At 31.1% G+C, this 13,264-nt stretch carries 13 protein-coding genes and 1 tRNA gene; 5 read left to right on the top strand and 9 right to left on the bottom strand.

Annotated features, from left to right (window positions below):
* Positions 1–4 precede the first annotated feature (4 nt).
* The 7 genes from Q6H37_RS27320 to Q6H37_RS27350 form a co-directional block, all read right to left on the bottom strand.
* Positions 5–445: a CBO2463/CBO2479 domain-containing protein gene (locus tag Q6H37_RS27320; RefSeq protein ID WP_318738037.1), complete on the bottom strand. Its 441-nt coding sequence runs from the start codon at positions 443–445 to the stop codon at positions 5–7.
* Positions 445–2,211, bottom strand: a complete 1,767-nt coding sequence (prdA, locus tag Q6H37_RS27325) for a D-proline reductase (dithiol) proprotein PrdA (RefSeq protein ID WP_318738038.1) — start codon at positions 2,209–2,211, stop codon at positions 445–447. The genes Q6H37_RS27320 and prdA overlap by 1 nt, the downstream gene beginning before the upstream one ends.
* 122 nt (positions 2,212–2,333) lie before the next feature.
* A complete protein-coding gene (gene prdC, locus Q6H37_RS27330) occupies positions 2,334–3,629 on the bottom strand; it encodes a proline reductase-associated electron transfer protein PrdC (protein ID WP_318738040.1) in 1,296 nt (431 codons plus the stop codon).
* A 630-nt stretch (positions 3,630–4,259) separates the two neighbouring features.
* Positions 4,260–4,334: transfer RNA gene (locus Q6H37_RS27335), tRNA-Trp, on the bottom strand.
* 108 nt (positions 4,335–4,442) lie between these two features.
* Complete coding sequence (locus Q6H37_RS27340) at positions 4,443–5,375, bottom strand: metal ABC transporter substrate-binding protein (RefSeq protein WP_318738042.1); 933 nt, start codon at positions 5,373–5,375, stop codon at positions 4,443–4,445.
* A 119-nt stretch (positions 5,376–5,494) separates the two neighbouring features.
* Entirely contained in the window at positions 5,495–6,892 is a 1,398-nt protein-coding gene (locus tag Q6H37_RS27345) for a sigma 54-interacting transcriptional regulator (RefSeq protein WP_318738044.1), read from the bottom strand.
* Between the two features lie 126 nt (positions 6,893–7,018).
* The gene (locus Q6H37_RS27350; RefSeq protein ID WP_318738046.1) at positions 7,019–7,840 is read right to left on the bottom strand and encodes a class I SAM-dependent methyltransferase; all 822 of its coding nucleotides are present in this window, start codon (positions 7,838–7,840) and stop codon (positions 7,019–7,021) included.
* Between the two features lie 181 nt (positions 7,841–8,021).
* Between Q6H37_RS27350 and Q6H37_RS27355 the strand changes: the two genes are divergently transcribed.
* From Q6H37_RS27355 to Q6H37_RS27375, 5 genes are read left to right on the top strand one after another with little or no spacing between them, the layout of a single operon-like run.
* On the top strand, positions 8,022–9,272 hold the full coding sequence (locus Q6H37_RS27355; protein ID WP_318738048.1) for an HD-GYP domain-containing protein: 1,251 nt from the start codon (positions 8,022–8,024) through the stop codon (positions 9,270–9,272).
* 59 nt (positions 9,273–9,331) lie between these two features.
* Complete coding sequence (gene tsaE / locus Q6H37_RS27360; protein WP_007061824.1) at positions 9,332–9,787, top strand: tRNA (adenosine(37)-N6)-threonylcarbamoyltransferase complex ATPase subunit type 1 TsaE; 456 nt, start codon at positions 9,332–9,334, stop codon at positions 9,785–9,787.
* 3 nt (positions 9,788–9,790) lie between these two features.
* Positions 9,791–10,504: a tRNA (adenosine(37)-N6)-threonylcarbamoyltransferase complex dimerization subunit type 1 TsaB gene (gene tsaB / locus Q6H37_RS27365; protein ID WP_007061823.1), complete on the top strand. Its 714-nt coding sequence runs from the start codon at positions 9,791–9,793 to the stop codon at positions 10,502–10,504.
* Positions 10,497–10,946, top strand: coding sequence for a ribosomal protein S18-alanine N-acetyltransferase (gene rimI / locus Q6H37_RS27370; protein ID WP_318738052.1), 450 nt, complete (start codon positions 10,497–10,499; stop codon positions 10,944–10,946). The genes tsaB and rimI overlap by 8 nt, the downstream gene beginning before the upstream one ends.
* 40 nt (positions 10,947–10,986) lie before the next feature.
* Positions 10,987–11,253: a metal-sensing transcriptional repressor gene (locus Q6H37_RS27375; RefSeq protein WP_007061821.1), complete on the top strand. Its 267-nt coding sequence runs from the start codon at positions 10,987–10,989 to the stop codon at positions 11,251–11,253.
* Between the two features lie 79 nt (positions 11,254–11,332).
* Here Q6H37_RS27375 and tyrS read toward each other — a convergent pair whose 3' ends face one another.
* Both tyrS and Q6H37_RS27385 read right to left on the bottom strand, forming a co-directional pair.
* The gene (gene tyrS / locus Q6H37_RS27380; protein ID WP_318738054.1) at positions 11,333–12,553 is read right to left on the bottom strand and encodes a tyrosine--tRNA ligase; all 1,221 of its coding nucleotides are present in this window, start codon (positions 12,551–12,553) and stop codon (positions 11,333–11,335) included.
* A gap of 243 nt (positions 12,554–12,796) precedes the next feature.
* Positions 12,797–13,204, bottom strand: coding sequence for a hypothetical protein (locus tag Q6H37_RS27385; protein WP_007061819.1), 408 nt, complete (start codon positions 13,202–13,204; stop codon positions 12,797–12,799).
* Positions 13,205–13,264 lie beyond the last annotated feature (60 nt).

A 13,264-nucleotide genomic window follows, 5' to 3' on the forward strand; every position in this document is an offset into this window, starting at 1 on the left:
CTCCTTAAATTGATTCTGCTGGGATATCCCGTTTGCCAATCACTTTCATACAACTTAAATAGAACTCCACATCCTGTCCTTCTTCCATGGTGACTGGCGTGAATGCCCAACGTCGCGGCACTCCTATGGTTCCCAAATCATTCATTATTGCCACTTTTATGGCAGTATCATTTACTTGTGTTATTTTTCCTCCCAGTAAGCATGGAGTTATCTCGTGATCCGTTTTCATATCCGAGCAGTCATAATCAAATGGGTCTTCTACAACCTGAATATAACTGAAATAAAATTCCATCTCATGACCGATGGCCAGAGGCTCATCACTCATAATCAGATATTTTGGAACCGTAATAACTCCCAAACGTCCATGAAGATGAACCTTAACTCTGTCTTCAAACACCTCTTTCACGAGTCCTCCCATTTTTACGGGGTTAATTATATAATCCATTAGTGTAATGTTCCACTTTCAACAAGCTTTGTTTCAGGAAGTCCTAAAATCCTGTTGTTTGTATTGATAACATCATTGTTCCATTTCTTTTCAGCAGGTTTGATTTCCACACCTGCCATTTTATTCTTAAGCATCTGGATTGCACGTGCAGCTACTTCCTTAGTTACACATGAGCATCCCGCAATATCGTTTTCAAATCCGCCCTTGTCCATGTTTTCTTCAACCATTGCTGTAGCATATTCATTACCAACTACCAATTGACCCTGATATGCACAGAAGGATACACCAACTACTGGAATGCCTCTCTTTCCAGCCTGACCAATATGTTGAATGAAGTCGATATGGTTATTTCCAAAGCCTTCTGTTGTAATGATAGCACCATCAAGATCTAGTGCTTCAAGCAAAGAACCAAGTCTTTCAGATACCCAAAGTTTTTCATCGTTAACCTGTGGAGAACCGACACAAATAACGCCTACTAGATCCAGCTCATCATCTACTGCCAAGCCTTCTACGAGAGGTTCTCTAATATAATGACGTGTCATTTCTTTTGTTGCAGGTCCAATACAAGTTAATGCATGGATGGATCCATCTCTTACCTGATTTGGTGTTAATATAATTGGAACATTACCGCAGTCTACATTCTTCTGTCCACCAAGGACTCCACAAGGTTCTACTGGGCAGATAACATTATCATGCATAGCTCCCTGTCCCATAATTTCTTTTATTAATACTACACGAGGATTTCCTTCTCTTCGTACATCTTCGCAAATTTCTTCACGAACAACTTCACCTTCATACTCTTTTAGTTCATCACGAATTGCCTGAATAACGTAATCCTGACATTTATGTGCAGCAAATGGACCTGGTCTTGTCATTCCTGACAATCTTTGAATAACTGCATGACAACGGATAATAATATCATTTTCATCTGCACATCCTGGATGTCCGAAATACATCTTCTCATCCAAATATCCTTCGGAAGAACCAAACTCATGAACCTGTACGCCATCTTCATCTACACCAGTAAGCATGAATACAACACCATCAGCAACCTTTGTGATACCTTCGCCAAGCTCGCCTTCAACTTTTGTAGCGATTGGGCAAACATCCATAATTGTTTCTGTACGGATATGTCTTTTATTTGGATAAATAACATCTAACTCAAGGCTCTTACACAGTACATCTTTTGTTACCGCACTCTTAACAATGTCTTTATCAATGGTAATAACGCCATCTTTAATAGAAGTCTTATCTCCAAGCTTTACATCTGAAATTTTAATGTGCTTTTTAACAAGATTGTGAATGACCTTTTTCTCTCCACTTTTCTCTGCCACTTCAACAGGTGCTGCAGATGCTGCTCCGGCAAATACTGGTACATCCAGCTTTAAGCCCTCAAATTTTTCTGCTTTTCCAATTTCAATATGAATCATTCCATTACCTCCTACTCTTGATTGAACTTCCGGAGCCTCTTCAACTTCCTGTGGTGCTTCGGATACATCTTCTTCTTGTACTTCGTTGACCTTATCAAGTACATCTCTTGTAATCGGTGTAAGTGCCTCAACATCCTTAAGCAGTGTGCTTCCGATTACCTGCTCAATACGCAAACCATTGGAACTTAATGTTAAGAGACCTGCTTCCTGCATATCTTCAAATAATCCCGGATCTTCCAGGTCTGCTGCACTTATAACTAATCCTTTTTCTCTTCTGCAGCAAAAGATTGCAGGATCTTTTAAGTGCTTCTGCAATGTTTCCTTTGTGATAGACATTTTGATTCCTCCTTATTCTTCTTTTCTAAATCTTCTTATCATCTTATAATTAACAGTACACACCGCACCGTCAGTACAATGATAAGCTGATAATTTTAACTATAGACATTTTTAATTTCTCCTTATTCTTCTCTTCTAAATCTTCTTATCATCTTATAATTAACGGCACGCATCGCCCCGTCAGTACAATGATAAACCGGTAATTTTAACTGTGGTGCACATGACATTACAGTATTGCTACAGTCTGTACAGTTACTTATCAGCACAGCCTGTGCTCCTGCTTTCTTTAATTCCATCACCTTCTGCACCTGTCCTGGACATTTTCCTGGGTTCTCACATTTTCGGGTATTTTTAACTTGCTTTGCCTGTTTACAATACTCAACTCCTACTACCTCAGAGCCCATACTTGATGCCTGTTCTTCCAGACGTTCTTTGTTTGCACCGCATGCGCAAACCAAAAGTCCGATCTTTGGCGGTCCTGGCATAAAACTCTCAGCTGCAATAATTGCTCCAGTTGTCTTAATAATTGGTGCCTCCAAAGAAGTTCTCTTGCCAGTAAATGGACCTCCCATAATCAGTTCACCATATTCTTTGCCAAGTCCTCCTGACATTTCCAAGACCCTTGCTACACTCATCCCAAGCGGAACATCCAATAATACATGAATAGATGCATTTTCCTTTAATTTTCCAGCTACAGTCATATCCTTATCCATGAGCGGCTTTTTGTCTTCTACCGCTTCCCGGATACGAAATGCAGTTTCTGAATTAATAACTACTGCATCTGCTGCCATGGGAAGTTGCTCTGGTTCCAAAAGTATTCCAAGTGTCTCTCTTACGATGGCACGCTCCTCACCCATAGGATAAATATTATCCAGTTCATGAACAGAAACCCGGCTGTCTGCATTTGCCTTCTCCAGTTTTTCAATCGCTTTTTTATGAATTCCTTTCACAGCCACAATCCCTTTTTCAGCATTGACAAGCTTCATGATAATTGCCAGTCCATCCAAAAGTTTTTCCGGTTCCTTTTCAATTCGTGCTATATTGTGCGACAGAATTGGTTCACATTCAGCTGCATTAATGATGACAGTTCCTTTTCCTTCAAAACGAAGATTCAGTTTCACAGAAGTGGGAAATCCAGCACCGCCCAATCCTACAATTCCGGATTCTTCAATCAGCTCTTTTGGTGTTGCACCTTGCAAAGATATGTATTTTGTAAAATCTGTCTGCGATTCTTCAATCACAATCTGATTTGTATCAACAGTTTTCACTCTGCCGTCTACACTGGAAAAAATATTGGTTCCCAATGCCCCTTGCGGCTTTCCTGCTATAATCTGCCCTCTTTTTACAAAATCATTTTCCTGAACCAGTGCCTCGGATGGAGCTCCAACATGCTGCCTGAGTGGAAAAACAAAATCCATAACTATACACCCACTTTCTGAGAAAGGCAGACAATTGCATAAATTGTCATACATTTCTCTGTTTTTTTCTGGTTTCTTTACACTTGCATTATATTTTGTTTTAGTAAAATCTTATATTTATTTCTTAAATTTGCTCCTCCTAAATACAAGATATTTGATAAAAAATTAACTTCAAATTAAATTACTTTACTTTTCATACTTTAATTAATAGCAATTCCAATGCCAAATCACATAAGAATTCATCTAAAAAGACATTTTTACGTGTAAACCATTGTAAAATCACCATTTTTTCACCTTGTTAATATATTGAGAAAATTTTTATTAGTTAAAAAATTGTCCAAATCTATACAATATTTTCCTACAATATCCCAATTATTCTCTTGATTATATTGATTCTTCTGGTTTCAATAAAATAAAAATAAAGTGTTCAGATTAATACACATGTATTAATCTGAACACTTTATTTTGTACTCTTCTATTTTATCGTAAATATATTACTGTTAATATTTTTAACTAGAGCCACATATAATTTTTCCCACACTATAACTGGAATTTTTTAAAAATAAAAAAAGCAGAAAATTTATATATAAAATAAAAAAAGGTTTTTCGAAACTCGAAAAACCTTTTAAGTGGCAGGGGCAGTAGGATTTGAACCCACAACCAATGGTTTTGGAGACCACTACTCTACCGTTGAGCCATACCCCTAAGACATTGTCTATTATACAGCATATTATTTTAAATTGCAAGCTTTTTTTAATTATTAGTTTATTACATACCATGAAAGTAAATTGTAACTAAATTTAATGATTAATATTACTTTTTTATACTTTCACTTTCATAGAACTTTTTCAAAGTTTCTATATTATACTTTAGAATATCCTCATAATTAATTTCACCATTATATATTTTTATATTTACAGTTTTAATATTATACTTTTTTATTATATCTGCATTTTCTTGTAAAACAGCTGGGTCATTATACAAAAATACAAGTTTTTTTAAATCCTTAACTTTGGCTTCTAGATCCCATTTTCCATTAGAATCTTTTACTGTATATATTGACTTAAAACCATTATATTTTATAAAATAATTCATTTCATCTTCTGCAAATACAAAATTACAATCTGTTAGTTTACCTACAACAGTTTTTAAATCTTTTTCATGTGTTTCAATATTTTTTACTGTTTCCGAAAAATTTTTCTGGTATAAATCCCTATTTTTAGGATCTTTATCTTGTATTGAATTTTTGATGTTTAGCAAAGCTATCTTATAATTATCAATATTCATTAAGTAGTAGCCATTATCTTTTAAGGTAGTATTTTTATATTTTACTTCTTTGTTATATGATAAAAGTTTTACACCTCTAGAAACATTTATTACTCCAACCTTACTTTTATTTAGCTTATCTATAAAATCATCAATCCAAGGTTCAAATCCTGCTCCCATATAAATAAATAAATCATTTTTAGCTATATTGTTTAAACTATCTGAAGTAAATTGAAAATTTTCTTCATCTACTCTACTTTTAAAAATATAGTCTACAGAATGCATACTTTTAGATATACTTTTAACCATATTGCACAATAATTTATCTGTAGTAACAATATTTAATTCTATATCTTTTCTTGTTTCCATCTTAACTTCATTGTTATCTGATTTTACTGATTCATTTTGCATCTTATAGCTACAACCGCTTAATAATATCATACATAAAAACAATAATATTGCGTTTCTCAAACTATTCACCCCGTATTAAGCACATGAAGACATACTCCTTAAATACACTCCATATGAATCTTAAAATAACTCTATAAATTTAGAAATACATTTCTATTTTACATAATGCTTTTTAACAATGCAAATAATTATAATTTTTTTATTTTATATTCATCAATTTTATGGTATAAAGTTCCCCTAGGTATATTCAGCAACTTAGCTGCTTTTGATTTATTGTTTTTAGTGATTTTTAAAGCTTTTTTTATATTCTCCATTTCTAATTCTCTAATAGCTCTAGTTAAGTCCAATGGATATTCTTTAAAAAATTCGTTTTTTTTCATGTGTAAAAGTATATACTCAGGAATAGAATTCTTTTGTATTATTCCATTTTTATTTGTAACAACGATATGTTCTATTACATTCATTAATTCTCTAATATTACCAGGCCATCTATATTCATTTAAAATATTCAGTACTTGTCCATGTATTTTTATTATATTTTTTGAATTCTTTGATGAAAATTGTTTGGTAAAATGCTCTATAAATAATGGAATATCTTCTTTTCTATCTCTTAATGGTGGCAGGTTAATTTCAACTACATTTAGTCTATAATATAAATCTTCTCTAAATTTATTTGTTTTAACCATTTCTTGCAAGCATCTATTTGTTGCTGATATTACTCTCAAATTTAACTTAATACTTTTTTCGCCACCTACCCTTACAATTTCTCTCTCCTGTAAAACTCTAAGCAGCTTTGCTTGCATGCTTAAAGGCATGTCTCCTATTTCATCAAGAAATATAGTTCCTTCATTTGCTAATTCAAATATCCCAACTTTTCCTTTCCTATTAGCACCAGTAAAAGCTCCTGAACAATATCCGAAAAATTCACTTTCAAAAAGTTCTGAAGGAATTGCACTACAATTTACTGGAACAAAAAGTCCTTTTCTTCCACTTAATTCATGAATTCCTTTTGCAAAAACTTCTTTTCCTGTTCCACTTTCTCCAGTGATCATAACACTAGCATTTGTTGGTGCTATCTGCCTTGCCATATCAATCTTCTTTACAATACTAGAACTTTTTCCAATTATATTCCCAAAGACACCTAAATTTTTCTTCACTTGATTTTCCAGAAAAATTAGTTTTGAATTTGCATTTTCCAACTCACTATAGAGCCTACTTAGTTCTTCAAAATCTCTATCTGTAGAAACTGCCCCCCTAAAAACATTCTCTATGTATAAAGGCATTGAATTAGCCAAAACAGGATAATTTTTCAAGGGACAATGATATTTATTCTCAATGGATACACCTGTTTTTCTAACCTTATTTACTATTGCATCAGGAAAAAATTTTTCTATATTTTGCCCTATAATTTCCTCATAATCTATATTATATAATTTTTCTGCGCTTTTATTCCAAACTACTACAATTCCCTTCTCATCTATAACGCAAACTGCTTCATAAATACAATCTGTAATAGATTTTAACATCATATAATCTATGTTTTTAAATTTTTCTTTAATATATGACTTTTTTTGTTCATCCCCCATACTTTCCCTCCGTATTTTATAAATATTGTTAAAAAAATAAATATTTACAAATATCTATTTTACAGTAAATTCAGAAAAATTTCAATTAGAGCATTAATTAAGCTCCTGTCAAATTCATCAATGACTTTATATGCTCCAAAGCATCCATGCAACCTTTGCCTTAACACTATCCTTGATCTTTCCATTATCACTTATGCTCTCTAAATAACTCTTTATAATATCTTTAGAATTTTCAATTCCTAAATCTTCAAACTGTAATGTATAAACCTCTATTGCCTTACTTAAATCCCATTCTTTATTCCACTGAACACTTTTATATTGAATTTCCGGATGTATCCCCATGTTCCACAGAATGTTAAAAGCATAATAGATATTATTTTCAAATTTCTTATTATAACTTTTATCTTTTCCTAATATTTTTTCTCTAAGTTGATTTTTAATATTATCATTTCTATATACAAATCCACTCATAAAACAATATCTTTTTGATGCTTCAATCATTTTTAATAAAGTATCTTTACTATTTATTGCTGGAGTCATAGATGCAAATACAAGATCAAACTTTTTTCTCCAATTATAGTCATCCAAGTTCAAACTTTGCCACGTTTCAACCTTATATTCAATATTATCAATACTCATATCCTTCATATTTTGTATGGCATATTCAATCATTTTAGAGGATATGTCAATGCCAATAATATTCTTTGCATACTTAGAAAATTGTAGAGAATGCTTACCAACACCACAGCCAACATCTAATATAGAACACTCCTTATTAAGAATACATTTTGAAGTAAGAAATTTTACTAACTCCATGTTTTCTTCTTTATCATTATTATTTATAATCTTATTAAACTCCTCAGCTCTTAGATCCCAAAATTTTTTCGATATTGATAGGTTTTTTCGTTCACATTCATTCCACATTTTCTCAAATACTAAACTATCCATGTTAAACCAACTCCATACATTTTTTTATGATAACCTAAAATATTTGTTACTGTTATTGAATGATTCTATATTTGTAACAAATTTTCCTTTATATAAAACATATTTAATATGTTTTATATAAAATATCTATGTTAAAATTAAATAAGATTATTATTATTATTATTATTTAGTGAGGTTCTATATGAAAATAAGCATGGATAGGGTAATAAGAGCTATGTCCATAGCTCTAGATTTATCTCAAATTAGTTCAGAATATGATTCACCAGTTATAGAAAATGTTTCAAACGTTGATTATACAAGTCATAAATTTAAGCACCATTCTATTAGAACTACATATTTGGCTTTAGAAATAGCAAATTTTATAAAACTAAATGAAGAGCAAAAAAAGCAATTATATATTGCTTCTCTTTTACATGATATTGGTGCTGCTAACTATTTAACAAAAAGTCATTCATCAAATTCCTTTATAAAAAAGCATTGCGAAATTGGTGCAGAAATAACTAAATCTTTTCCTATTTTTAACAATATTTCTAGTATAATATTAAATCATCATGAAAACTTTGATGGCAGTGGTGCTATGGGGTTAAGTGGAAATAGTATTCAAATAGAAAGTCAAATTATAAGAATCTGTGATTTAATAGAGATTTTATATAATGAAACTATACCAGCTTTTAAACAAAGAAATAGTATTATATCATGGATCAAAAAAAATGAGAATGTAATTTTTTCTAAGAATTTAGTAGATGCCTTCTTACAAGTTTCATCTAAGGACTTTTTTTGGTTCAATATAGAAAACATATCATTTATGGAATTTATATTAAATACTGTATCTCCAAATATAGATGAATGTTTAAATTTAGAACAATTCCAAGATATCGCATACATATTTTCAAATATAATAGATAATAAAAGTAAATTTACTGCGACTCATTCCAGAGGAATTTCAGAACTTGCTTATACAGTTTCAAAATTCATCGGATACCCTGAAGATAAGTGTATAAAGATGAAAATTTCAGGTTTACTTCACGATATAGGGAAGCTTGCCATTCCATCAAGTATACTTGATAAAAATGCTTCATTATCTGCAGAAGAATTTGCTATTATTAAATCACACGTGTATTATACAAAGGTAATATTGGATAGAATTGTTGATATAAGTGATATAAGTGATTGGGCTTCTAACCATCACGAAAAACTTAATGGAAATGGTTACCCTAGATCACTAGTTGGCGAACAATTATCAGAAGAATGTCGTATTATAGGTGTTTGTGATATTTATCAAGCTCTGACAGAAGATAGACCTTACAGAAAAGGCTTTGATAAAGAAAAGGCTTTTTCCATAATGAATAATATGGTTAATGAAAACTTTATTTGTGGAAAAGCACTACAATATCTTAAGGAAGCATTAACTTGTGCTAATGTTCCTAAATAAGCAGCGTCACTTTTCTTTTCGCACTGTTTTGGTTAAAATATTTTATGAGGTGAATTTTAATGAATTTTATTGTAGATAATGTAGAGTCAACTATAAATCTAGGAAATAAATTAGGAAATATGTTAAAACCTGGAGATATAATATGTCTTAATGGCGAAATGGGAACTGGTAAAACCCATTTTACTAAAGGCATAGCAAAAGCCCTTGGAATAACTGACCCTATAACTAGCCCAACCTTTACCATTGTTAACGAATATGAAGGGCGTTTAAAATTATATCATTTTGATGTTTATAGAGTTAATGACCCTGACGAAATTGAAGCTATTGGCTTCGATGAATATATCTTTAGTGATGCTGTTAGTATTGTAGAATGGTCAAATTACATAGAAGAATTAATCCCCACAGAACATATATCTGTAAAAATTGAAAAAATACCTGAAAAAGGTATAGATTTTAGAAAAATTTCAATAGAATATTACGGAGAAAGATACGATTATATAAAGGAGTTAAAATAGAATATGAAAATTTTAAGTTTAGATTCAGCTACAGAAGCTGCTACTTGTGCAGTAATAGAAGATAACAGATTACTTGGTGAAATAACCTTTAATTATAAAAAACAGCATTCCATTTTAATGATGCCTATGATAGATAAACTATTAAAAAATTTAAAAATTGATATAAATTCTTTAGACGGATTTGTAGTTTCAAAAGGTCCTGGTTCCTTTACAGGTCTTAGAATAGGTGCTTCAACAATAAAAGGATTAAGTCAAGGTACTGGCAAACCTTTTGTAAGTGTTTCTTCATTAGATGCACTTGCTTATAATTTAGCTTATACAGATGGAACTATATGTCCTATTATAGATGCATTGCGCAATAATGTTTACACTGCATTATACAACTTTGTTGATAGCAAACTACAACGAGTTAGTGATTACATGATTATTTCCATTGATGATTTAATTAGTACTATAAATGAACAGAACCTTAAAGTTTGTTTTATAGGAGATGCTATTTATAAATTTAAGGAAAAGCTAACAAACAATATAAAAAATATTAATTTTGCTCCTGCACACCTTAATGTAGTAAAAGCCTCTTCATTAGGTGAAATAGGTTTAAACCTTTTAAATTCAGGCATAAAAGATGACTTATATACATTTTCACCTTTGTATATTAGAAAGTCTCAGGCTGAAAGAGAATATGAGAAAAAAATGGAGTCCTTGGCAAGTGAATAATATTGAAATACTGTCTTTAAAGCAGGAACATATTGATAGTGTACTTGCAATAGATGCTTTGAGTTTTCCAACACCTTGGAGCAGAACTTCTTTTGAAAATGAAATCTCAAATAATAAATTTGCAAGATATGTAGTTGCTAAAAAAGAGAATGTTATAATAGGATATGCTGGTATGTGGTTAATTCTTGATGAAGGACATATAACTAATATAGCAGTTCATCCTGAATATAGAGGTATAGGTGCAGGAAACCTTTTACTAGAGGCACTAATGGAAATATGTAAAATTGAATTTGCACATAACATGACTTTAGAAGTAAGAAAATCCAACATAGTAGCTCAAAACCTTTATAAAAAATATGGCTTTGCAGAAGAAGGTTTAAGAAAAGGATATTATGCTGACAATAAAGAAGATGCCTTAATAATGTGGAACCATAATGTATAATGTGTGATGTAACTCAAAATAGAGAGGAGTTATAAAGTAAGTGAATGAAGAAAAGAAAAAAGCTCTACAATGTTTAAAAACCTCAAAGGGACAAATAGAAGGAATAATTAAAATGATTGAGGAAGGAAGATATTGCATTGATGTATCTAACCAAATAGTTGCTGCTCAATCACTTCTAAAGAAATCCAATTTATTAATCCTAAAACAACATCTTAATCATTGCGTGAAAGATGCTTTTCTAAATAATACTGGAGATAAAAAAGTAGATGAAATAATAGACTTACTTTCCAAATTATTAAAAGACTAACATACTATTTTCCATAAATAAAAAAACACTGTTTTTAAAGCCATTTACTTTACTAGACTTTAAAAACAGTATTTTATTTTTATTTAATTACTATTCTATTATAATTTTTCTTTCCTCTTCTAATAAGCATAGACTTATCATTAAAGTTGGCTTTTGTTATTACCATATTGGCATCTGTTACCTTTTCATCATTTATTGTGAGCCCACCTTGCTGTACAAGTCTTCTTGCTTCACTTTTGGATGAAAGTATTTTTGTATTTACAATTAAGTCTATTACAGTACATCCAAGTTCATCTTCTGTTATTTCTACTGTTGGAACATTTTCCATACTAGCTCCACCAGCAAATAATGCTTCTGCTGCAGCTTTTGCTTTTTCTGCTTCTTCCTTACCGTGAACAATCTTGGTAACTTCATAAGCAAGAACTTTCTTAGCTTCATTTATTTCAGCATCTTGAAGTGAACCTAATCTTCTAACTTCATCCATAGGTAGGAAAGTTAAAAGTGCTAAGCATTTTTCTACATCTGAATCTGCTACATTTCTCCAGTACTGATAAAACTCATATGGTGAAGTTTTTTCTTTATTTAACCATAATGCACCCTTCTCTGTTTTACCCATTTTTTTGCCTTCACTATTAGTTAAAAGTGCAAAAGTCATTCCATACGCAGGCTTACTTTCTTTTCTTCTTATTAAATCTGCTCCTGCTATTATATTTGACCATTGATCATCTCCACCTAATTGTAATACACAACCATATCTTCTATTAAGTTCAAGGAAGTCATATCCTTGCATTAACATATAGTTAAATTCAAGGAAAGACAATCCTTTCTCTAATCTTTGTTTAAAACATTCTGCTGTAAGCATTCTATTTACAGAAAAATGCACTCCTACTTCTCTCAAAAAATCCACATAATTAAGATTTAATAACCAATCAGCATTATTGGCCATTATAGCCTTATCATTATCAAAATCTACAAGAACTGAAAATTGATTCTTAAAACACTCAGCATTATGCTGTATTTGTTCCTTTGTTAACATTTTTCTCATATCTGTCTTACCTGAAGGATCACCAACCATAGCGGTACCCCCTCCAAGCAATGCTATAGGTCTATGTCCTGCTCTCTGCATGTGAGCCATAACCATCATTTGTAAAAAATGGCCAACATGAAGACTATCTGCAGTTGGATCAAATCCTATGTAAAATGTAACTTTCTCCTTACCTAATAAATCTCTTACTTCTTCTTCATGAGTAACTTGTTTTATGTATCCACGTTCCATTAAGGTATCATAAACATTAGCCACTTCAATCACTACCTTTCTACATATTCTTATATTTGCCTTTTTCTATAGTTCCTAGTATATATTTAAAATATTTTTTTATCAACATTTTAATACATATTGTATATTTTCACAAAATTAATCCAATTAATGAACAATATCACTATTTGATTTTACATGTTACTCTTTTGAGCGCAAAATTTAAGACTGGATTTCATATCCAGTCTCTTATTTTAATATTAATTTATTTTCTATTTTAAATTCCAGTTAAGCCACATATTTTTTTATAAAATCTGGCATCTCCTTATCCCCATTTATATTAATATAAATGTCAACATTACTATTCTCCATTAATTTCTCTAATAAACAAAATAAATGTGCTGCATCATGAAGATTTCCTTCTACAATATTAAACAATCCATCAATAAAAATTGTATCAATATCATAATCTTCTGAAAGTATGCCGCACAAAAAACCGTAAAAACTTTCCTGATTTTTTAAGTAAAATTCGTTAGTAGCAATAAATCTTATTCTTCTATCCAACTCTAGTAGTGGTCTTCTATCATCATCGATATACACAATGTGTCCCTTATTTGTTAAAACCTTTTCATTGGCAAGATTGATTAATGCCTTTGTTTTGCCTGAACCTCTCTTGTTGCAAAATACATGAATCATGTTTACCACCCCTTACTTTAATATTTTATGCCACTCTTATAAGTAAATTATATAATATTC

The organism is Clostridium sp. JS66 (assembly GCF_033561535.1).
Lineage (GTDB): Bacteria > Bacillota > Clostridia > Clostridiales > Clostridiaceae > Clostridium_AM > Clostridium_AM carboxidivorans.